A 22,993-nucleotide genomic window follows, 5' to 3' on the forward strand; every position below is an offset into this window, starting at 1 on the left:
TTTTGATGTGAAAAGTTATATAATTATGTTAATTGTTACGAATATTATTAAAAGTTAATATTACTGTTATAATGTTAAAAATTGAAGTTATCTATTATTAATAATATTTCTTTTTTTATGTTTTGAATTTGATTACCATATCTTTGCAAAAAATAAGTTTATGAGTAGAGAGGATAAATCAAGAAAAGGTAAGAGTTCTGGAAGAGATGCAGGAGGAAATAAAAAGTTCTCAGGAAGACAAGGTGGGAACATGAAAGGAAAGAGTTTTGCCAGAGGTAATTCCCCTGTAAAAAGTACTCCTTCTCCAAAAAAGAGTAAATCGGCTTCCGATGAAATTCGGTTAAATAAATATATCGCAAATAGTGGTGTTTGCTCTCGTAGAGATGCAGATATATATATTGCATCTGGAAATGTTACTGTAAATGGTAATGTTGTTATTGAGATGGGATATAAAGTAAAACTCTCCGATGAGGTTAAATTTGATGGACGTAGCATTACTCCTGAAAAAAAAGCATATGTTTTACTAAACAAGCCTAAAGGTTTTATAACAGGGAATTCTGAAGAAAAAGGAAAGCGTTCTGTGATGGATTTAGTAGGTAATTCTACCAAAAGCAGAATCGCACCTGTTGGGATGTTAGAGAGGAATTCTACAGGATTACTATTGTTTACTAATGATATTGAATTATCTAGTCGTCTTACGCAAGGGCAAGGTTTTAGAAAAATTTATCATGTAACCTTAGATAAGACATTTAAACACGAAGATCTTCACAGAGTAAGAGAAGGACTAGTTATTGATGAAAAGGAGATAAAAGTAGAGGAGATTACTTTTATTGAAGGTGGAAATAAAAATGAGATCGGGATAAAAATCTATAGCAATAGAAATAGAATTGTTTCTCGTATTTTTAAACACCTAGAATATGAAATCATTAAAATTGATAGAGTTGCTTACGGCGGATTAACAAAGAAGGATCTTCCTAGAGGAACATGGAGACACCTTACAAATCAGGAGTTAATCAACCTAAAGATGCTTTAAAAGGGGTTTTTTAATAAAAACTTCTAGTAAAAAGTAGCTGTAAATAATTATGTATTCTAAGGCTACAATCCATAGGTTTTCTTTAAAAATACTTTGTGAATAGGCGTAATAGCTTAGCGCAACAACAAGAGACCAAATAATTGGATATTTATAGTTTGTAAATACACATAAAATTAGAGGAGTAGCAATATACCAAGGGTGTACGGTGGTACTCATAAAGAAGTAAAAAGTAACAGCCATTAGCATTGAAACAATCAATGTTTTTGGCTGATTGTTTTTTCTGAATATTGCTAGCGAGATAATAAATAATAAAACGGTAATCGCCATTCTAAAGCCTGCGGTTTCAATAATATTATATCCCTTTGTATAAAAACCAATCTCCCTTACGATATAATATATACTCGCATTGAACTCAAATTTTCTAAACCAAAGTCCAATAGTAGCACTATAATTATTAATTAGTTCTGAAGAAATAAAAGGGAGGAATGTTGCTAGTATCCCAATTCCAACTATAAAATAAAAGGCTGTTAGTTTTAGTACTGATGCCTTTAATTGCTTTGAATCCTTTATAAACCATCGTAAAAAAAGAGGCAATAGGAGTAGCGGAAGGAGTTTTACTGAAATAGATATTGCTATCAATACAGCACCAAGAATCCATTTGTTTTTTAATATAAAATATAATGCTGCTACCAGAAAAAACAGCATTACACCTTCAAAATGTAGATTCCCAGTAAGTTCTATGGCTATAAATGGATTTAAAAAGTACCAGAAGATCTGATGTTTCGGTAATTTTAGTAGCGATATTATTTTTAACCCGAAGTATAAGATACCAATGTCCGCAAGGATTATAAATAATCGGAGTGTAATAATATTTCCTAAAAGACTTTCACCGCCAAAAAAAGCACTCAAGAAAAATAGTAACTGATTAACAGGTGGGTAATTACTATAATGAGAGGCGCTTAGGTTTCCCATCCCGTTATAAAGAGTTTTAAAAACTTCAGAAGAAAATAAATCTTTACTTATGAGTTCGTTTGGAGTGTGTAAATAGGGGTTTATATCATTAAGAATCAACTTCCCGTCCCATATAAAACGATAAAAGTCTTGAGATAGGTTTGGCGTAGCCCCAATAAAAACTAGTCTGGCGGTGATTCCAAAAATCAGCAACAATAAAAAGTTGCTCTTTTCAAAAACTATAATTTTATAAAAAAAATAGAATAAAGCGATGTATAAACTAATGAGTTTTATAAAATCAGTTCGCTCTAAATCGTATCCAAAACTAAAATAGAATAGGATAGAAGCTATTATAAATAGCAAAGAAAATTTATGCTTTTTCCAATAATCGAACATTTATACTCGTGACCTAATTGAATGGAAAAATACAAAACCAAAACCAATAACGAGCATTAGGTGAAAAGGGAATAAGCTAAAATCGTGTAATTTAAATGCGCTTAGCATTCCAAATAAGAAATAAATTATCAGGAGTGCTTCGAGTATAATATTCTTAGAAATGGACTTTACCATATATTTATTCCCTTTCCAAGAATCAGAAATATTTTTAATATTAAATTTTGGGGTTCTTACAAAATCACTTCGTTTTCCCATATGGCCTTCGATTACAGCAAAACTGTTATGAAGTGTAAACCCAAGAATCACCGTAAAAAAAGTAACGAATATTTGGGTGTAAGCAATAAAGCCTTTAGTCCCTTTAGATTGGATGTTTTTATACGTAAACCAATAGCAGACGTAGAGAATTAAAGTGCTTAAAATAAATATTCCCGTGAGATCAAATATCCATTTCGGAATAAAATCTAGTTGTTTTATGAATAAAATAGGAACACTTAAAAAGGAAATAATAAAAGCACTAAGAAACATAGAGCTATTTAATAGATGTATAAAACCGTGAAATTTTGTTTTTGCTGAAATATTTTTTGCAGCAAGTAGATTACTAACAATTTTTCTAAAATTTTCTGCTCCCCCTTTATTCCATCTAAATTGTTGTGTTCTAGCGGCACTGATAACTACTGGAAGCTCCGCAAGAGTTTCTACATCTTCTAGATATTTAAATTTCCAGTTTTTTAACTGTGCACGGTAGCTAAGATCAAGATCTTCAGTTAGGGTATCTCCTTCCCAATTCCCAGCATCTATAATGCAGCTTTTACGCCAAATACCTGCGGTACCATTGAAGTTTATAAAATGTCCTTTTGAATTTCTACCTACTTGCTCTATGGTAAAATGAGCATCTAAAGCGAATGCCTGAATTTTGGTGAGCAGCGAATAATCTCTATTAATATGTCCCCATCGGGTTTGTACTACTCCAATTTCGGGGTCTTTAAAATAGGGAACTGTCTTTTTAAGCCAATCATGCGCAGGAAGAAAATCAGCGTCGAATATTGCTATAAATTCTCCCGTAGCGCTTGCCAATCCTTCTTTTAGGGCACCAGCTTTAAAGCCTGTACGATTCTCTCTTGTAATGTGTTTTATATTGATTCCTTTTTCTTGAAGGACTTTAATTCTTTTCGCTGTATCATCAATAGAAGCATCGGTAGAATCATCTAATACTTGAATTTCTAACTTCTGAGAAGGGTATTCTATCTTGGCAATATTATTTAATAAACGTTCGACAACATACTCTTCGTTAAAAATAGGAAGTTGGATTGTAACGGTTGGGATTTGTTTTGCATCTAGAAAATCATACTTAGGCTCATTTTTAACAACCTTTCGATATTTTAAATAGTTGATAAGTAGATTTAATTGCGTTAAACTATAAAATAGAATAAGCATTAAAGCTAGTGTGTAAACCCCAAGAATGATGTATGAAAATATTTCAAGTATCATTTAAAACTGTATTTAAAAATCCAACCTAAAATTTTAATCCCTGCCATAATACTTCCTTTTACAGTTCCAGAAACTTTAGAAACCCCAATTCTATTTTTATATCTAACGGGAACTTCTACATAAGTATATTTCTTTTTTAATGCTTTTAATTGCATTTCTACGGTCCAGCCATAGGTTTTATCTTCCATTTCTAACGCTAGAAGCTTATCGTATTTAATAGCTCTAAAAGGGCCTAGATCTGTGAATCTAGCATTAAATAATATGTTCATTAAGGTTGTTGCTAGCCAATTACCAAAAACCTGCTGTGGAGTCATAGAGTTTTTAGCTCTTAATTCTTTCGTTCTAGCTCCAATTACAAAATCAAGATTCTCATCTACAATAGGGGCTATTACTTTTGTAAGTTCTTCTGGGTAATCAGAATAATCTCCATCTAGAAAAACAATAATATCAGGTTTGTTTTCACTCCTTTGAATGTAATCCATCCCTTTCAGACACGCATATCCATATCCCTTTCTGTCTTCAGATAAAGCTGTTGCGCCAGCTTTTTTAGCTACGATTTCAGTATTATCAGTAGAGTTATTACTGACAACAATAACCTCATCAACAATTTCAGGAATGTCATTTATAACATGCGCAATAGAAGCCTCTTCGTTGTAAGCGGGGATGATTACCTTAATAATATTCATTAAAAAACACCTAAATTATTTTGCAAAAGTACCACCTTCATCGTAATAAGTCGGAATAGATATGATATTATTTATTTTGTTTGATAAGATCTAGTAAATCAACATCATTACCCAGTAAAACGGCATCGCTATTAATACGACCTTTAGGAGTATCGTTTTCTAGTTTTAAAACACCTCGAGGGCAAACAGCTGAACAAATACCACATCCAACGCAAGAAGCTCTTACAATGTTTTCTCCTTTTTGAGCATAGGCTCTCACATCGATTCCCATTTCACAATAGGTAGAGCAGTTTCCACATGAAATACATTGCCCTCCATTGGTTGTAATTCTAAATTTAGAGAATAAACGCTGCTGCAATCCTAATATTGCTGCCATTGGGCAGCCAAAGCGACACCATACACGATTCCCGAAAATAGGATAGAAACCTGTACCAATAACACCAGAAAATATAGAACCTATTAAAAATCCATATGTACTTCTTAGTGTTTCAGGGTTGAAAATGAAAACATTACTACCGCTAAAATAGTGAATAGCAATAAGTCCCAATGTAATTGCTAAATAACCTATTGCACCATATCGAGCGTCTTTTTTAAGTTCTTCTTTTTTAAAGATCCAGATTACAGCAAATAAAACACCTAAGAATACAGCTACTCCGATTAAGAAAAAGTCTTTATTAAGCCAATATTTAGCTGCATCGTAGCTTAAATAGCTATGGATAACAGCCGTAGTCATTAAAACAGAAAAAACAAGTACGCTATGTACAACCCATCGCTCAATTTTCCATGCATTTAAGCTTTTATCAGATAACTGTCTAAATGCATCACCAGAAGTTTCTGCCAAACCGCCACAACCACAAACCCAAGAACAATACCAGCGTTTACCGTAGAAATAAGTTAGGATTGGAGTAATTATAAAAATAGAAGCGATTCCGAAAATAAGAAGTCCCATTCCTAAATCTCCAGAACTTATAAAGCCATCCATTCTATATTGCTCAAAATTATAATAGTTGAGAGGCCAGATATTCTTTAAATCATAATAAGGGATATTATATGCTTCGGATGAATTAAGACGAGCCATTAATTCTGGAATTATGAAAGCAAATGCGGTCTGAAAGAACATAACACTCACTGTTCTTATAATCTCATAATTGTTATGTCTGTGTTTCCATATAAACTTTATTCCAAAGGCTAATATAGAAACGGTGTAGAGCGTTCCGTATACAAACCATTGACTAGCAGGATTTCCACTTAAAAGCTTACTTAATGGGTCGAATAAAGCGATTAAGCCAACATTGCCACCTTCTGATCTTAACCCGATGTATTGTGGGTAGAAATAGAGAACTATATAAAATCCAGTTAGAACGAGTCCGAGTAGCCAAGCTAAAAAACCTCTTGAAGAGATTGACTTAAACCAAACACCATCATTTTTTATCCCAGCAGATTTATCGCCATAAGCTCCATACGAGAATAATATTATTCCAGCAGTGATAGCTCCTAAAGAAATTGATAACCAGAGTCCTTTATTGGGAAAATTAATATTGAAAGTAGCGAGTAATAAAACCCCTAGCCCAAACATTCCTAGTACAACAGATAGCTTCTGTATTACATTAAGAGCAACTGGAGGCTCTCCAGATAGGGACATGTTTTTTTGTACTGTATTGTTCATATAAAGTTATCTTTTATGCCGTTTTAAGTTGACCTTTAAATGCTTTTTTAATTGCTGAAAAGTGTTTGCTGTAAAATTCAGGATCGAAACTCGCCTTCTTAAGGTTCTCAATTACAAAGTCTATTTTTCGACCTTCAGAAATCCATTGATCCATTACCTTATGTTCTAATCGGATTCCAAAAGTATTAATACCTAGAAATGTATTGTTTTCTTTATGATAAGAAATAGTGATGCATTTTTTACCATCTGGATGTTCCCAGAAAAAATGATTTTCATTCGCTTTAGGCTTTGCCCATACCCAGCCATATGTTTGGTATTCGATGTCGAAAAATTTAGCAGAATTAAACCAATTACCAGGGTGATATGCTGTTTTATTTCCACAGATTGTCTGTGCAACAGCTTCTCCCATCATCCTTCCTGTGTACCAAACTGCTTCAATTGGTTTACGTTCTCCAGTAGGTTCTAATTGCTCTGCGCAATCGCCAATTCCATAAATATTTGGGATATTAGTTTCTAGATATTTATTAACCTTAAGACCTCTTCCTGTTTCAATAGCAGTATTTTTTATAAAATCTATAGCAGGACTTACTCCAGCTGTTAGACCCACAAGATCACATTCTATTTTTTCTCCTGTGGAAGTTATAACTGCTTTCGCGCGTCCATTTTCATCAGCTATAATCTCTTTAAGTTCTGTTTCTAGTTTTAAATCAATATGATGATCTCTAATATGTCTAGTTATAAGATCGGCATCTCCTTTTGGAAGAACACTTCCCCAGAAAGATTTATCACGAACTAAAAAAGTAACAGGAATTTCTCGAGTATGCAGCATTTCTGCCATTTCTACACCTATGAGTCCGCCACCAACAATAACAGCACGTTTACATACTTTATTATTTGGCGCATTGACTTCAAGAAGTTCTAAATCTTGTTTTGAGTAAAGACCTTGTACGCCTTTTAAGTCTTGCCCTGGCCAACCAAATTTATTAGGCTTGGAGCCAGAAGCAATAATAAGATCATCATAATTTAACGTAGATCCATCAGCAAAGAGAAGTTGTTTGTTATCAATTTTAATTTCATTTACAAACCCTTCCTTTAATTCAATTCTGTTTTTCTCCCAAAACCAATTTTCATACGGTTGTGTGTGTTCAAACTTCATATGTCCCATATAAACATACATTAATGCAGTTCTTGAGAAAAAATATTTAGATTCGGCAGAGATTACAGTTATTTTATAATCGCTTAATTTGCGAATGTGCCTTGCTGCAGTAATTCCGGCAATGCCATTACCTATAATTGCGATATGTTTCATGTGTTTTTTGATATAGAATATACGTCGTAATGCAAGGTAAGAACTTATAAGTGGTTTTTAATTTAGAAGCATTTTAAATTAATAATTGATTATTTTCACTTGATAGCTACCTACTTAGACTTTTAAGTTTCATAAACTTTTTTAGTAAGGTGACTAGTTTTAATGATATAAGCGAATATGAGATACAGTATTATTCTATTCATGACTTTGATAATATTTAGTTGTAAATCTGAACTAAAAGAAAAAGTAAAGCGGATAAATGGAGTTAGTTTAGTGGCATCAAGAGCACCAGTATCTCCTGAACAGGCAATAGCAGTAAAAAATATCAATGCAAATTATGCGGCGTTAATGCCTTTTGGATTTGTAAAAGAATTAGACCATCCAGAGATAATTTTTAATAAAGAAAAGCAATGGTTTGGGGAAACAGAAGCAGGAGTTGCCCAATATGCTGAGGTTCTAGATTCCATAGGGATAAAAGCGATGTTAAAACCTCAATTATGGATTTGGAAAGGTGAATTTACGGGAGATCTTTCTATGCGAAATGAAAAGCATTGGAAAGAATTTGAAACTCAATATCGAAGTTTTATTTTGCATTATGCGGCGGTTGCAGAAAAACTGAATATTCCTATTTTTTGTATTGGGACCGAACTTAACAACTTTGTAAGTGAACGTTCAGAATTTTTCGAGATCCTTATAAAAGAGATTAGAGAAATATATCATGGGAAACTTACATATGCTGAAAATTGGGATGTATATACGAATGTGCCTTTTTGGAAGGATTTAGATTATATTGGAATTGATGCATATTTTCCTTTGTCTGAAGATAGAACACCATCCGTAAAAGTTTTAAAAGAGGGATGGGAGAAGCATAAAGAACAAATGGAAAAGCTTTCAAAGACTATAAATAAACCTGTTCTATTTACAGAATATGGGTATAGAAGTATGGATTATGCTGCAAAAGCACCGTGGGAACATCATCGTTTGGAAGCTGTTGCAAATCATGAGATTCAAATAAATGCATTATCAGCATTATACGATACTTTTTGGGAAGAACCTTGGTTTGCTGGTGGATTTTTATGGAAATGGTTTCCTGAGGAAACAGCGGGAGGAGAAAAAAATAACCGGTTTACTGTTCAAAATAAACCGGCTTTAAAAACTGTTACATCGTATTATAAGAAAACGAAATAATTATTTTCTTGCTTCTAAATATCTGTCGATATATTGTTGATCTAATTCTGGAGAATCCTTGTATTTCTTTCTTAGATCTTTAAGTTTTACCTTTAATTCATCAACGATATCTTTATACTCAGGATCGTCATAAACATTATTCATTTCTTGAGGATCATTCAATCGATCATAAAGTTCCCATTCGTCAACATCATAATAAAAGTGAATTAGTTTATACTTTTTAGTCACAATCCCATAGTGTCTTTTTACTTGATGAACTGCTGGGTATTCGTAATAATGGTAATAGGCAGCTTCTCTCGTCCATTTTTCATTTTCTCCTTTTAAAATTGGAGTCATGCTCTCACCTTGCATATCCGATGGAATGTCTATTCCTGCAGCGTCTAAAAATGTAGGGGCAAAGTCTAAATTCTGAACCATATCGTCATTAGTGGTTCCTTTTTCTATAACACCAGGCCAGCTAATCATCAACGGAGTTTTAAAAGACTCATCATAGATAAAACGCTTGTCAAACCAACCATGCTCTCCAAGATAAAAACCTTGATCAGAAGTATAAACAATAATGGTATTTTCGGTAAGGTCGTTTGCTTCTAAATAATCTAAAAGACGACCAACATTATCATCAACAGAAGAAATAGTTCCTAAGTAATCTTGCATATAACGTTGGTATTTCCACTTCATCTTTTCCTCATCGGTCATAGAAGGCCAATGCTCTTTAAAGTCGTTATTTATCGCATTGATAGTAGGGTCATACTTTGCCTTTTGTTCAGCATTTAATCTATTATAAATTCCTGTAAATCCACCAGGAACTTTTTTAATTTCAGGCTTAACATCTCCCATTTCCGCAAGTGTCTTAGGGCGAATTTTACTGTCGTGGCTGTATCGTAAATGATATAATAAATTCATTTCAGCAGTCTTTGCAGCAGTACCTCTATTTTTATAATCGTCGAAAAGAGTTTCAGGTTCTGGGAATGTTTTTTTAGAAAACTCTGCGAATTTTTCAGGATTAGGCCACCAAGGTCTGTGCGGTGCTTTATGCAAATACATCATCATAAATGGCTTTTCTTTGTCTCTTTTTTTATCCAGCCAATTAATAGTGTAATCCGTAATAATATCTGTTACATAACCTGTAATTGTAGTGTCTCCTTCTTTAGTAATAAACTTAGGATTAATATAATTTCCTTGCCCCGGAAGAATAGCAAAATCATCTACACCTTTAGGGTTGTTTCCAAAGTGTAGTTTTCCAAACATAGCCGTTTGATATCCCGCATTCTGAAATAGCTGTGGGAATGTAACATTGGTGGTGTCAAATGGAAAATAGTTATCTACTTTACCGTTTATATGGCTGTGTTTTCCTGTTAGAATCACGGCTCTAGAAGGAGCACAAATAGAATTAGTAACAGATGCATTATTAAAAAGCATTCCATTTTTTGCAATCCTATCGATATTTGGAGTGTTTATTAGTTTATCGGAGTAAGCGCTAATTGCTTGGTAAGCATGATCGTCCGACATGATGAAAATTATATTCGGACGCTTTTCTTCGGTTGCAGTTTCCTTTTTATCTGCTTTTTCTTGACAAGAAAATAAGGCAATGGAGAATACTGCAAATAGTAGTTTCTTAAAGTGCATTAATTTATTTTTTCTAGTTTGGTTTTGTGATAGCAATTTACGGAAAAATAAATTAAAAGTTTCGAATACTTTTTAATTAAAAAGTCCCACCGAAGAGGCAGGACTTTGTTCTTTCTATGAAAGAAATGGTTATTCTAAAATCCCATCTACAATTCCATATTCTAAAGATTCTTTGGCGTCTAACCAGTAGTCACGGTTAAAATCTTTCATGATTTTCTCGAAAGACTGTCCGCAATTATCAGCTAATATACGAGCTCCGATCTCTTTAGTCTTGATAATTTCTTTAGCTTGAATTTCAATATTCGAAGCCTGTCCTTGTGCTCCACCGCTAGGTTGGTGAATCATTACTCTTGCATAAGGATAAACAAAACGTCTTCCTTTTTCTCCTGCTGAAAGTAATATAGATCCCATAGAGGCAGCTAACCCAGTACAAATAGTAGAAACTGGACTTTTTAGCGACTTCATAGTGTCATGAATAGCAAAACCAGAGGTTACATAACCACCAGGACTATTAATTATAAGTTTAATCTCTTCATTGCTAATAGCATCTAAATAAAGTAACCTGTCGATTACATGCTTAGCTGATTTATCGTCTACTTGTCCCCAAAGAAAAACTTTTCGCTCTTCTAAAAGGGAAGCATCTATTTTATCTTGAATTTTATTACTAGCCATATTTTTATTATTTATTACTGTTCAAATATACTTATTTCGATTTACTTTTTTATTAACGATTGTTAAAGGATAATAGTAAGTGAAATTTTATTAGTCTTTATTGTTTTTAGAAGCACTCCATGGATATAATTCCTGATTTATAAACTCCTGCGGGAATTTATCATCATCATGAAAACCGAGTTCAATATCTCTTCCGTCGTAAGGAATGTAATCAGTTTTAAAAATATAATCCCAGATACTAAGAGTAATTCCAAAGTTAACGCCATATTTATTTGGCATTTCTTTACTATGATGCCAAATATGCATTTTAGGATTATTAAAAATATATTTTAAATATCCGTAATCCCAACCAATATTAGCATGATTTAGATGGCCTATTGCAATATTGAAAAAGTGTACAATAGCAACTGCTTCAATATTAAAACCTCCAATAATTGCAATCGGAATGTATAGAATCGATTTATAAACAATGGGCTCCATCCAATGGTATCTAAAATGAGCTGCAAAAGCCATTTCTTTTACCGAATGATGTGTTTTATGGAAATTCCATAGGAAAGGAACACGATGGAGTAAAATATGTGTGCCCCATTGGATGAAATCTGCGGTAAGGAAAAATATAAATAGTCCTAAAAGCCATGGTAATTTTGTGGAATCAAAAAGCTGAAAACTGTCCACTGATAACCCAAAAACCCCAAGGAAATCGTTAAATACTAATTCTGCTGTATTGGAAAGTGCAATTAGTGCAATAAGATTCAGTAGAAAAAAATTAAAGAATAGATAAAAGGTGTCTAGCCAGAAATCTTTTCTGAATATCTTTTGATCTTTCCGCCACGGAAATAATATTTCTAATCCCCAAATGGTAAGGGATATTATAAGAAGCCCATAAAAATAGTTTTCCCAATGGAAATTAGTAATCTCCGATATTAGGTAATTAAAATAACCCGAATAAGAGTTTTTTATGGTTTCAATGTATTTATTCATTTACTATTATATTTAGAGACTACTTTTAGCCTTCCCGTAAGATTTTTTAAAGTTGCTTTATTAATTTTTTGAAAAGGGTAATCATTTTTGGTTCTGCTTCTCCTGCAACTTTAATTATCTCTTGAATATCTATAGGCTGTAGGTTATCTGGATCTCCTTCATCAGTAATAACAGAAATAGCGGCTACAGGTAAACTTAAATGATTGGCAACTATAACTTCAGGAACAGTACTCATTCCTACGGCATCGGCACCAATTAATTTTAAGTAGCGATATTCTGCTTTTGTTTCTAATTCTGGGCCAATTACAGAAGCATAAACCCCTTTCTGAAGCGAAATATTTTCATCTGTGGCAGCGTCGATAATTGTTTTACGCATCTCCACATCATAAGGTTCGCTCATATCTACAAAACGATGACCAAAAGCACCTACATCTTTAAATGCTAGAGGAGAACCTCCTTGTAAGTTTATATGATCTTCAATAAGCATTAAATCGCCTTTTTTGAAATCTAAATTTATAGATCCTGCGGCATTAGAAATTAAAAGTTTTTTAATTCCAAGTTCATGCATTGCTCGAATTGGATATGTAATATCTATAAAATCATAACCTTCGTATAAATGGAAGCGACCTTGCATTACAACAACCTTTTTGCCTTCAATTTCTCCGAAAATTAATTTACCACTGTGAAACTCTACAGTAGCTAAAGGAAAAAAAGGAATTTGGTTATAATGCGCTACAATCGGATCTTTAATCTCGTCTACCAATTTCCCTAATCCTGTTCCTAAAACGATCCCAACTTCTGGGTTATCAAATCCTTTACTTTTTAAATATACAGTAGTTTCTTGTAATTCTTTTTTTGTCATAATTTTATTTTTTTAAAAATTTCTCAAACGCAGCATGATCCTTAATATCGTCATATACATCTACGTCGTTAAGTTCTTCTAACAAAGCTACATCAACTGTTTTTAAATCTTCTAAAGTATCTCTTAAAACAGTATTTGTGCCCCATTTTTTTTGCTGAAATATCTCTGGATATAGTTTTTTCATTCCTAAAAGATAATAGCCTCCATCTTGAGCAGGCCCAATAACAACATCATTAGTATCTAGTTTGCTAAAAGCCTCTTCAATGTGTTTTTCTGTAATATCGTATAAATCGCTTCCTATTACAATTGCTTTTTCATAACCAACAGAAAAACTATCTTTAAAAGCATTCATCATACGGATGCCTAAATCACTTCCCATTTGAAGCTTTTTATCAAAAGGAGGTGTTTCCCAGATATCATTTTCTGCCATTTCTTCAGAATAGTAAACTTTCTTCTCGCAATCACTATTCCTAGTCACTTTTGCTGTATGCTCTAATAAAAAGATATAGATTTCTAATGCTTTTTTATCGCCTATAGTTTTTGCAAGTCTAGTTTTTACCTTCCCTAACTTTGGGTTCCTAGTAAATATAAGGAGTGTATTTTTATTGTTCATTATATAAATAAATTTCGAGCTAAATTTTTATGTCCCATCAGCAGATTTCTATGTTGATATTCTTCCTTAGAATAAAAAAACAAGAGCAAATTCTTACTGTTGGTACGATAAGATCCAAATATGTTGATTATTGGACGTTTTTGGGGTTATTTCTTACATAAAAACATAATATATCGTAATTTAGTTCCATCAGTAAAAGTAACAGAAATAAATATATTGAATAGATGAAAAAAGGATTTTTAATAGATATGGATGGTGTTATATACGGAAACGACACACTAATCCCTGGAGCAGATAAATTTATAAAAACACTTCAGAAGGAGGAGATTCCATTTTTATTTATGACAAATAATAGCCAACGTACACCTTTAGATACGGTTAATAAAGTGGCTAGAATGGGAATCAAAATAAAAGAGGAGAATGTTTATACCAGTGCAATGGCGACAGCATATTTCTTATCTTTTATGAATCCTAATGGAACTGCTTATGTATTGGGAGAAGGTGGTTTAATTACTAGTTTACACCAGCATGGTTATACTTTGGTAAATCAAAATCCAGATTTTGTTGTTGTAGGAGAAGGAAGAAATTTCACTCTTGAAATGGTGAATAACGCTGTTGATATGATTCTTTCTGGTGCAAAATTAATCGCTACAAATTTAGATCCATCTCCAATGAAAGAAGGGTGGTCTAACTTAGGAATAAAAGCAATTGTGGCTATGATAGAGGAAGCTACAGGGAAGAAGGCTTTTTCAGTAGGGAAACCGAGTCCTGTAATGATGCGTTCTGCAAGAAAATATCTTGGTTTAGAGGCCAGAGAAACGATTATTATAGGAGACACAATGGATACAGATATTTTAGGTGGTGTGCAATTAGGATACACAACGATTTTAACGCTATCTGGAGTTTCCAAAGAGAAAGACCTAAACGATTATGCTTTCAAGCCAGATATGATTATTAATTCTTTAGCAGAGCTAGATCTTAAAAAAGCATTAGAGCTTCAGTAAAATTATTATCTTTCAGTATAATTTTTTACATATGAAGAAGTATAATGTGTTTTTTATTGGGGTTTTACTTGTAATTATATCCTTTGGATGTGAAAAAGGTAAAGGCAAGATAGATGTTACAGATAAGATTAGTGATTTTTCTGATAGCACTGGGGTGAGACCTAATTTTCATTTCACTCCTCCAAATGGTTGGATGAATGATCCTAACGGATTGGTTTATAATAAAGGAAAGTATCATCTTTTTTATCAACATTTTCCAGATTCTACTGTATGGGGACCTATGCATTGGGGTCACGCTACAAGCACAGATTTACTGAATTGGAAACACCAGCCTATAGCCATATATCCAGACAGTATAGGGTATATATTTTCTGGAAGTGCTGTTTTAGATAAAAATAATAGTTCTGGATTGGGAACTTCAGAAGCCTCACCAATTGTGGCTATGTATACATACCATGATCCTGTAGGAGAAAAAAGTGGAGCAAATAATTACCAAACCCAAGGAATTGCATACAGTATAGACAATGGAGCCTCTTGGGAAAAATATGCAAATAATCCTGTTATTGGTAATGAAGGGATAAAGGACTTTCGAGATCCTAAAGTTTTTTGGGACGAAGAAACCAATAAATGGATATTATTACTTGTTGCTGGAGATCATTTAAAGATTTACAATTCTGATAATTTAATAGACTGGGTTTTACTAAGTGAGTTTGGGAAAGAAAATGGAGCTCATGGCGGTGTATGGGAGTGTCCAGACTTATTTAAACTAAAAGTGTCTGGAACAGATGAAGAGAAATGGGTGTTATTAATTAGTATAAATCCCGGAGGTCCTAATGGAGGTTCTGCAACCCAATATTTTGTTGGAGATTTTGATGGTAATTCTTTTACCCCATCACATGATGATATTAGATGGGTAGATATGGGAGCGGATAATTATGCTGGTGTTACTTATAATAATGTTCCTGATGGAAAACGGATTTTTATTGGATGGATGAGTAATTGGAATTATGGGCAAGCTACACCTACCCAAACGTGGAGAAGTGCAATGACTATTCCTAGAGAACTAACTCTAAGTGCTGTTAATGGAGCGTATATCTTGAAAAATTACCCTATAGATCAATTTAATAGTCTTCGTGAGAAAGTAGAGTTTAATTTATCTGAAAATAAAGATTTAGTTGCAACAGAAAACTTTAATCAGAATGACATCTCTTTTATGGTTCCTAATAAAGGTTTTGAACTTTATTTTACTAATTCATTACAAGATACATTAGCTTTGAAAATAGAGAATGGTATTTTTGAAATTGATAGAAGTAAGAGCGGAGTAGTAGATTTTGCCGATTCTTTTGCAGATAAACCACACCAAATGCCAGTAAATAATCTACCTGAAGGATTATTTGAAGTTCGTTTAATACAAGATGTTTCTTCGATAGAGATATTTATTAATAAAGGGCAGTACGTTATGACTGAACAGGTTTTTCCTCGTATGCCTTACACAAACATGATAATTAAAAATACACCTTTTAAAAACTTAGAAATTTTTAAAATTAAATCAACCATAACAAATGAGTAAAGTATTACAATGGGCCATCATTATTTCCCTTGGTGGCTTTTTATTTGGATTCGATACTGCTGTAATTTCTGGAGCAGAACAAGCTATACAAAAAGAATGGGGGCTTAACGATTTAATGCATGGATTTGCTATTGCCGTAGCACTTTATGGTACATTGGTAGGAGCTATTTTTGGAGGTTTTCCATCCGATAGAATAGGGAGAAGAAAGACCTTATTCTGGATTGCCATTTTATTTTTGGTTTCTGCAATTGGATCTGCTTTAGCGCCAGATGTATACTCTTTTATAGTCTTTCGTTTTATAGGAGGAATAGCCGTTGGAGCCTCTTCTGTAACCGCGCCAATTTATATTTCTGAAATTTCTCAGGCTCAAAATAGAGGGAAATTAGTGGCTTCCTTTCAGCTAAATCTTGTGTTGGGTATCTTAATGGCTTATGTGTCTAATTATATAATCAGTTTATTAAACCTAGAAAATTCATGGCGTTGGATGATGGGAGTAGAGGCAATTCCTGCATTAGCATTTGCACTATTAGTAAGAAAACTACCTCGAAGTCCGCGTTGGGTGCTCTTAAAACATGGAGCCGAAGAAGAAGCTTTGGATACATTAAAGCAGATAAATACAGATAATTATAAAGAAGAGTTTGATGCCATAAAAGTATCGATGGCAGAAGATGCCTCTAAGTCGTCACTTAAAGAACGATTTTTTTCAAAGAAATTCAGTTTTGTAATTCTATTAGCTTTCCTTTTTGCTTTCTTTAATCAGTTATCAGGAATTAATTCGGTAATTTATTATGCACCTAGAATATTCCGTGACGCTGGTTTAGGGAGTGAATCTTCGCTTTTTTCTACAGTAGGAATTGGAGTTGTAAACTTAATTTTCACACTAATAGGAATGTATCTTATTGATAGAAGCGGCCGTAAAAAGTTAATGCTTATTGGGTCTATAGGATATATTATTTCTTTGTTTTTTATAGGTAGAGCTTTTGATACAGGTGAAACAGAAGGGAGTATTGTACCTATACTTTCATTTATTTTTATAGCATCGCATGCAATTGGACAAGGGGCAGTAATTTGGGTTTTTATTTCTGAAATATTCCCAAATAGGGTAAGGGCTTACGGAATGTCTTTAGGAAGTTCTACGCATTGGGTTTTTGCGGCATTAATTACAAATTTCTTCCCTTACTTTACTGAAACTGTAGGGCCTGCTACTATATTTTATTTCTTCGCAGGAATGATGGTTCTTCAGTTATTATTTGTTATCTTTTTAATGCCTGAAACTAAAGGGAAGTCTTTGGAAGATCTATCAAAAACACTGTTGAAAGAGTGATTTTTGAAATTGGTTTTTTAGGGGAATGTTTTAGAAAGATAGCCTAAAAGAGAGGACTATTTTAAATGAAGCACAACAATAGTGTTAAATAAGTAACATGGTGACTTCAATTCTCCTGTTTTTATTTAACTTAACATTGGATAAACTCTTTTATTGAAATTTAATAAGAATTATAGCAATTATGAATGTTTTACTATTTGGAATTACAAAAGAGATTGTTGGGGATAGTCCCTTACATATCTCTGTGGAAAGTAATGTGAAGAATGTAAGGCAGCTGAGGTCTTTTCTATTAAAAGAATATCCTAAACTCCAAGAATTATCTTCTTTGGCAATCGCTGTAAATAATAAGTATGCCCAAGAAGACGATAATATTACGATTGATGATGAAATTGCATTGATTCCACCAGTTAGCGGCGGATAATTTTTTTGTGATTTTTAATAATAGGAAGTAGATTTTATGTTGATAGATAACCATAATAGAGTAATAAATTATTTAAGATTGGCGGTTACAGACCGTTGTAATCTACGTTGTAATTATTGCATGCCCGAAGAGGGAATCAATTTTGCAAAGCGCGATAATTTGTTCACTATGGACGAGCTTTGTAGTTTGAGTAGTATTATGGTTTCTCAGGGGATTAATAAAATTCGTTTAACGGGAGGAGAGCCTTTTGTTCGTAAAGATATCATGGTACTGTTTCGACATTTGGCATCTTTAAAAGCGCTCGAAGATATTTCTGTAACTACAAATGCTACATTAATTGGCCCTTATATTGATGAATTAAAATCTTTGGGGATAAAAAATATCAATGTTAGTTTAGACGCTATAAATAAAGAAGCATTTGAGCGTATAACGAGAAGAAATCAATACGATACTGTTTACGAAAATCTTATAAAGCTTATTTCTGAAGGTTTTAATGTTCGTGTGAATTGTATTGCATTAGAAGGTCAAAATATTGAAGAGATCCTTCCGTTAGTGGAACTTACCAAATATTATAATGTTTCGATTCGGTTTTTAGAAGAAATGCCATTTAATGGAGGTTCTAAGAGCTTTAATACTATTACATGGGATTATAAGAAAATCTATAATTATATCTCAGAACACTATTCCAATATAGAAAGGCTAGCGTCAGAAAGTACATCTACTTCTATTAATTATAAAATTAAAGGGCATAAAGGTTCTTTTGGTCTTATTCCTTCCTTTTCAAGGACTTTTTGTGGGAGTTGCAACCGACTCCGGATTTCTGCTACAGGTGATGTTATTACATGTTTGTATGGGAAGCCAAGAATGAATATCCGAGAGATTTTACGAAGCGATAATTCTGAAGCGAAAATTAATGAACATATTTTAGCTGCCATCGGAAGTCGTTCTAAAACAGGTTTTGAAGAACAGCAAAAATATGATGGTGTTTTTAATAATTCAATGACCTCAATTGGAGGATAAAAGGAATTATAAAGTTATAAGTACGGGAAATTAAAATCTCCATACTTAAAATCACTACTATAAATAATACGATGAATAAATTATCACATATAAATGAACATGGGGAGGCGACTATGGTCGATGTTTCCGATAAACAGGTGACGGCTAGAGTGGCAGTCGCTTCTGGCGAGGTTATTTTCCCCCAAGAAGTTTTTACGGAACTTGAGAATGCTCATTTTTCAAATAAAAAAGGAAGTATTATTCAAACGGCAGTTGTTGCAGGAATTCAGGCGGTAAAGAAAACAGCAGATTTAATTCCTCTTTGTCACCAATTGGCATTGTCTAAAGTGCATATCGATATTCAGCCAAAAGAAAATTCGCTATTTATTTTGTGTACCGTAAAATGTACGGAACGTACTGGAGTAGAAATGGAGGCTTTAACGGGAGTTTCAGTTAGTGCACTTACTATTTATGATATGTGTAAGGCCTTGTCTCACGATATAAAAATCACAAACATTCAATTAGATCAAAAGTCGGGTGGCAAAAGTGACTTCAACAGATAAATTATATGGTTTAGTAATGGCCGGCGGGAAAAGTAGTAGGATGAAGTCTGACAAAGGACTTATTGATTACTACGGAATGCCACAGCGAGAGCAAGCTTATAAATTATTGGGTGAAGTTTGTGATCGTGTTTTTTATAGTATTAGAACTGATCAAAAAGGAGAATTCTCTTCCGAAGAAAATATTATTGAAGATCAGAATATTCACGTTGGTCCTTTAAACGGAATTTTAAGCGCTCATGATTACGATAAAAATGCAGCTTGGTTTATTCTAGCCTGCGATTTGCCTCTCATGAATATAAATGCGCTAAAACAGCTTAAAGAGAATAGAGATCCTAATAAATTAGTAACAGCTTTTGCTACTGAAGAGCGTAGTATTCCAGAGCCTCTCTGTGCTATTTGGGAATCAGATGGATTAAAAGCAGTTTTAAACTTTGTTTCAGAAAAGGGAACTTATTCACCAGTGAAATTTTTATTGAATAGTGATATCAAGATTGTGAATCCATTACAAGAAGATGTACTTTTAAATGCAAATTCAGAGGAAGATCGTATAAAAGTAATGCAAAAGTTAGCAGGTTTTGAACGAAAATAGATACATAAGGCAAACGGTTTTAAAAAGCTTCGGAGTAGAAGCACAAGAAAAATTAAAGAACGCAAAAGTATTGGTAGTTGGTGCTGGTGGGTTAGGTGTTCCTGTGTTGCAATATCTAAATGCAATGGGAATTGGTACGCTTGGTATTGTAGAGAAAGATACCGTCGATATCTCGAATTTACAACGTCAAGTTTTGTATGGAGAAGGCGATATTGGCTTGTCTAAGTTAGCTGTAATTACACAAAAATTACACGCACAGAATTCAGAAACCAAAATACAAGAATATCATACCTTTTTAACTCCAGAAAATGCTCTAGAAATAATAGAGAAATATGATCTGGTAGTCGATGCTACAGATAATTTCCCAACGAGGTATTTAATTAACGATGCTTGTGTAATTTTAAAGAAACCTTTTGTTTATGGGGCACTTCATGAATTTGAAGGACAGGTAAGTGTTTTTAATTATAAAGGAGGGCCAACGTATCGTTGTTTGTTTCCTACCATGCCTGGAAAAGGAGAAATGCCAGATTGTAATGAAAATGGAGTTTTGGGTGTTGTCCCAGGGATTATCGGGAATTTACAAGCGTTAGAAGTAGTAAAAGTGATTACAGGAATCGGGAAAACTCTTTCTGGAAGATTATTGATTTTTGATGGTTTACAACAGCAATATCAGCAAATATCTTTTTCGTTACAGCCAGAGAATTTACAAAGAACACATTTGGAGTCCAGTTATGAAGCTGTTTCTTGTGATATCAATACGCTAATTTCTGTGGATGATTTTTCTGATTTCCTGATAAAAGGAACTCCTTTTCAAATAATAGATGTTCGAACACCAGCAGAATATGAAGACTTTCATTTTGATAACTCTTTAAACATCCCGTTAAACGAACTTTTGGAGAGAGTCTCAGAAATAGATAACTCTAAATCAGTTTATCTAGTCTGTCAGTCGGGGGTTAGAAGTAATAAAGCACTACAACAATTAAAAAATAAAATAAGCGCCTCTATTTTTGAATTGGAAGGCGGGATAAATAATTATTTACAACATGCAGTTAACACCTGAATCTCTTAGCATCCTTGCATTGTGTTTTTTTATAATCGCAATTTTATATTCTTCAGTTGGTTTTGGAGGAGGAAGTAGCTATTTGGCGTTGCTAACATTATTTTTTGCTAGTTTTTTTGTAATTCGTTCTGTAGCTTTAGTTTGCAATTTAATAGTTGTTTCTGGGAGCACATATCTATATTATAAAAACGGACATTTTGATGTTAAAAAGTTCATTCCCTTTGTTGCAACGAGTATTCCTCTAGCTTTTATAGGGGCATCTTTTAGGTTGAAAGAGTATGTTTTCTTTATCATTTTAGGACTCGCTTTAATGTTGTCTGCAATATTATTGGGGAGTCAAAGTATTAAAGAACGAAAGCAAAAAACACGACTTACAGCAAAGAAATATCCAGTTTGGGTAACTTATGTTTTAGGAGCTGGAATAGGTTTTTTGTCTGGATTAGTAGGTATTGGAGGAGGTATTTTTCTAGCGCCTATTTTAAATCATATGCGCTGGGATTTTTCAATAAAAATAGCAGCCTTAGCAAGTTTCTTTATCTTAGTGAACTCTATTTCTGGGATTGCAGGGTTAATCTCTACGGAGATGTTTGTATTCCCATGGAAAGAAGGATTGGTTTTAGGAGCTGCAGTCTTAATTGGAGGGCAAATAGGAATCCGAATCAGTTTAAATAAGCTCAGTGGAAGAGGGATAAAACTGCTTACTGCGATATTAGTTCTTATCGTAGGAATAAGAGTTTTATTGAAAAACGGATTAGGAGTGATTGATTTTTAATAGCATAATTTAAAATAAATACAACATGATTTCTTTCGAAGAAGCACATAGTAAAGTACTAGAAAGCACAATTTCTTTTGATACTGAAAGTGTATTATTTACCAACAGCTTAGGGAGAGTTTTGGCAGAAGATATTCTTGCAGACCGCGATTTTCCACCCTTCGACCGTGTTACTAAAGACGGTATTGTTGTAAATTATGAAGCTATTAAAAATGGAAAAACAGAATTTTCTATTGAAGGAGTAGTAGCTGCAGGAACACCAAAAAGTAAATTAAAAGATAGAAATAATTGCCTTGAGATAATGACGGGAGCAGTAATGCCAGAAAATGCAGATACTGTTATTATGTACGAAGATATTACTATAAAAGAGGGAAAGGCGATTTTAAATTCTTCAGTAAAAGCATTTCAGAATATTCATAAGCAAGGAGTAGATACCCAGAAAGGAGCTATTCTTGTTAAGAAAAATACTAGAATTACAGCAGCAGAAATAGGAATTTTAGCAGCTGTAGGAAGCGTGGAAGTTGAGGTGAAAAAGTTGCCACAAGTAACATTGATATCCACAGGAGATGAGTTAGTAGCTGTGCACGAAAAACCTGCTGCACACCAGATAAGAAACTCTAATATGCTTTCTTTGCATGCGTTATTATTAGATGAACATATTCATTCCAAGCATATCCATTTAAATGATAATAAGGAGGAGATTAAAAACAATCTTATCGAGTTGTTTTCTAATAGCGATATACTCATGTTAAGCGGGGGAGTTTCCAAAGGGAAATTCGACTATATTCCAGAAGTTTTAGAAGATTTGGGTGTAGAGAAAGTGTTTCATAGGGTAAAGCAACGCCCAGGGAAACCTTTTTGGTTTGGAATTCATAAGGCTTCTAAAACAGTGATTTTTTCTTTCCCAGGGAATCCTGTTTCTACTTTTGCAAATTATCATGTTTATTTTAAAGATTGGTTGCATAAATCTTTAGGGTTGGAGATGATTAAAAATACCATTATTTTAGGGGAAGAAGTTTCTAATAAAACTGATTTAACTTTATTTATTAGCGTGAAGGTTAAGGATCTTAATGGAGAAAAAAGAGCTTTTCGTGCTAAGGAAAATGGCTCTGGAGACCTTACTAGTTTGGCATTAACGGATGGATTTATCCAGCTTCCGCCAAGAGAAAAACCTTATAAAAAAGGAGAAACAGTTACTTTTATAGCTTCGAGATAAATAA

At 33.4% G+C, this 22,993-nt stretch carries 22 protein-coding genes; 12 read left to right on the top strand and 10 right to left on the bottom strand.

Annotated elements, in window-relative coordinates; translation table 11 throughout:
• Nucleotides 1–160: 160 nt before the first annotated feature.
• On the top strand, nt 161–1,033 hold the full coding sequence (locus JM658_RS03915; RefSeq protein WP_236957921.1) for a pseudouridine synthase: 873 nt from the start codon (nt 161–163) through the stop codon (nt 1,031–1,033).
• Here the strand turns inward: JM658_RS03915 and JM658_RS03920 are convergent.
• The 5 genes from JM658_RS03920 to JM658_RS03940 form a co-directional block, all read right to left on the bottom strand.
• The gene (locus JM658_RS03920; protein WP_317207848.1) at nt 1,019–2,347 is read right to left on the bottom strand and encodes a mannosyltransferase; all 1,329 of its coding nucleotides are present in this window, start codon (nt 2,345–2,347) and stop codon (nt 1,019–1,021) included. The genes JM658_RS03915 and JM658_RS03920 overlap by 15 nt on opposite strands.
• Before the next feature lie 33 nt (nt 2,348–2,380).
• The gene (locus tag JM658_RS03925; RefSeq protein ID WP_236957923.1) at nt 2,381–3,868 is read right to left on the bottom strand and encodes a cellulose synthase family protein; all 1,488 of its coding nucleotides are present in this window, start codon (nt 3,866–3,868) and stop codon (nt 2,381–2,383) included.
• The gene (locus tag JM658_RS03930) at nt 3,865–4,554 is read right to left on the bottom strand and encodes a glycosyltransferase family 2 protein (RefSeq protein WP_236957924.1); all 690 of its coding nucleotides are present in this window, start codon (nt 4,552–4,554) and stop codon (nt 3,865–3,867) included. The genes JM658_RS03925 and JM658_RS03930 overlap by 4 nt, the downstream gene beginning before the upstream one ends.
• A 67-nt stretch (nt 4,555–4,621) precedes the next feature.
• Nucleotides 4,622–6,220 carry a 4Fe-4S binding protein gene (locus tag JM658_RS03935; RefSeq protein ID WP_236957925.1) on the bottom strand — a complete coding sequence of 533 codons (1,599 nt, stop codon included), beginning with the start codon at nt 6,218–6,220 and terminating at the stop codon, nt 4,622–4,624.
• A gap of 13 nt (nt 6,221–6,233) precedes the next feature.
• Complete coding sequence (locus JM658_RS03940; protein ID WP_236957926.1) at nt 6,234–7,529, bottom strand: NAD(P)/FAD-dependent oxidoreductase; 1,296 nt, start codon at nt 7,527–7,529, stop codon at nt 6,234–6,236.
• Nucleotides 7,530–7,730: 201 nt separating this feature from the next.
• Between JM658_RS03940 and JM658_RS03945 the strand changes: the two genes are divergently transcribed.
• A complete protein-coding gene (locus JM658_RS03945; protein ID WP_236957927.1) occupies nt 7,731–8,717 on the top strand; it encodes a glycoside hydrolase family 113 in 987 nt (328 codons plus the stop codon).
• Here the strand turns inward: JM658_RS03945 and JM658_RS03950 are convergent, their stop codons facing one another.
• From JM658_RS03950 to JM658_RS03970, 5 genes are all read right to left on the bottom strand, one after another.
• On the bottom strand, nt 8,718–10,343 hold the full coding sequence (locus tag JM658_RS03950; RefSeq protein WP_236957928.1) for a sulfatase family protein: 1,626 nt from the start codon (nt 10,341–10,343) through the stop codon (nt 8,718–8,720).
• Between the two features lie 129 nt (nt 10,344–10,472).
• Complete coding sequence (locus tag JM658_RS03955; protein WP_236957929.1) at nt 10,473–11,015, bottom strand: ClpP family protease; 543 nt, start codon at nt 11,013–11,015, stop codon at nt 10,473–10,475.
• A 90-nt stretch (nt 11,016–11,105) separates the two neighbouring features.
• Nucleotides 11,106–11,996, bottom strand: coding sequence for a sterol desaturase family protein (locus JM658_RS03960; RefSeq protein WP_236957930.1), 891 nt, complete (start codon nt 11,994–11,996; stop codon nt 11,106–11,108).
• A gap of 46 nt (nt 11,997–12,042) precedes the next feature.
• Nucleotides 12,043–12,858, bottom strand: coding sequence for a purine-nucleoside phosphorylase (locus tag JM658_RS03965; protein WP_236957931.1), 816 nt, complete (start codon nt 12,856–12,858; stop codon nt 12,043–12,045).
• A gap of 4 nt (nt 12,859–12,862) precedes the next feature.
• Nucleotides 12,863–13,471 carry a TIGR04282 family arsenosugar biosynthesis glycosyltransferase gene (locus JM658_RS03970; RefSeq protein ID WP_236957932.1) on the bottom strand — a complete coding sequence of 203 codons (609 nt, stop codon included), beginning with the start codon at nt 13,469–13,471 and terminating at the stop codon, nt 12,863–12,865.
• 224 nt (nt 13,472–13,695) lie between these two features.
• Here JM658_RS03970 and JM658_RS03975 point away from each other — a divergent pair, with 224 nt between their 5' ends.
• From JM658_RS03975 to JM658_RS04020, 10 genes are all read left to right on the top strand, one after another.
• Nucleotides 13,696–14,475, top strand: a complete 780-nt coding sequence (locus JM658_RS03975) for an HAD-IIA family hydrolase (RefSeq protein ID WP_236957933.1) — start codon at nt 13,696–13,698, stop codon at nt 14,473–14,475.
• A gap of 31 nt (nt 14,476–14,506) precedes the next feature.
• Entirely contained in the window at nt 14,507–16,045 is a 1,539-nt protein-coding gene (locus JM658_RS03980; RefSeq protein WP_236957934.1) for a glycoside hydrolase family 32 protein, read from the top strand.
• A complete protein-coding gene (locus JM658_RS03985; RefSeq protein ID WP_236957935.1) occupies nt 16,038–17,369 on the top strand; it encodes a sugar porter family MFS transporter in 1,332 nt (443 codons plus the stop codon). The genes JM658_RS03980 and JM658_RS03985 overlap by 8 nt, the downstream gene beginning before the upstream one ends.
• A gap of 181 nt (nt 17,370–17,550) precedes the next feature.
• The gene (moaD, locus tag JM658_RS03990; protein WP_236957936.1) at nt 17,551–17,790 is read left to right on the top strand and encodes a molybdopterin converting factor subunit 1; all 240 of its coding nucleotides are present in this window, start codon (nt 17,551–17,553) and stop codon (nt 17,788–17,790) included.
• A gap of 36 nt (nt 17,791–17,826) precedes the next feature.
• On the top strand, nt 17,827–18,810 hold the full coding sequence (gene moaA / locus JM658_RS03995) for a GTP 3',8-cyclase MoaA (RefSeq protein WP_236957937.1): 984 nt from the start codon (nt 17,827–17,829) through the stop codon (nt 18,808–18,810).
• 71 nt (nt 18,811–18,881) lie between these two features.
• Nucleotides 18,882–19,352 carry a cyclic pyranopterin monophosphate synthase MoaC gene (moaC, locus tag JM658_RS04000; protein ID WP_236957938.1) on the top strand — a complete coding sequence of 157 codons (471 nt, stop codon included), beginning with the start codon at nt 18,882–18,884 and terminating at the stop codon, nt 19,350–19,352.
• Nucleotides 19,327–19,941, top strand: coding sequence for an NTP transferase domain-containing protein (locus JM658_RS04005; RefSeq protein ID WP_236957939.1), 615 nt, complete (start codon nt 19,327–19,329; stop codon nt 19,939–19,941). Before moaC ends, JM658_RS04005 begins: the two co-directional genes overlap by 26 nt.
• Nucleotides 19,928–21,001 (top strand): HesA/MoeB/ThiF family protein, encoded by a 1,074-nt coding sequence (moeB, locus tag JM658_RS04010; RefSeq protein WP_236957940.1) that lies wholly within the window; start codon nt 19,928–19,930, stop codon nt 20,999–21,001. The genes JM658_RS04005 and moeB overlap by 14 nt, the downstream gene beginning before the upstream one ends.
• Nucleotides 20,985–21,773: a sulfite exporter TauE/SafE family protein gene (locus JM658_RS04015; protein ID WP_236957941.1), complete on the top strand. Its 789-nt coding sequence runs from the start codon at nt 20,985–20,987 to the stop codon at nt 21,771–21,773. Before moeB ends, JM658_RS04015 begins: the two co-directional genes overlap by 17 nt.
• Nucleotides 21,774–21,798: 25 nt before the next feature.
• Nucleotides 21,799–22,989 carry a molybdopterin molybdotransferase MoeA gene (locus JM658_RS04020; protein ID WP_236957942.1) on the top strand — a complete coding sequence of 397 codons (1,191 nt, stop codon included), beginning with the start codon at nt 21,799–21,801 and terminating at the stop codon, nt 22,987–22,989.
• Nucleotides 22,990–22,993: the final 4 nt, after the last annotated feature.

Source organism: Joostella atrarenae, from assembly GCF_021764745.1.
Classification (GTDB): domain Bacteria; phylum Bacteroidota; class Bacteroidia; order Flavobacteriales; family Flavobacteriaceae; genus Galbibacter; species Galbibacter atrarenae.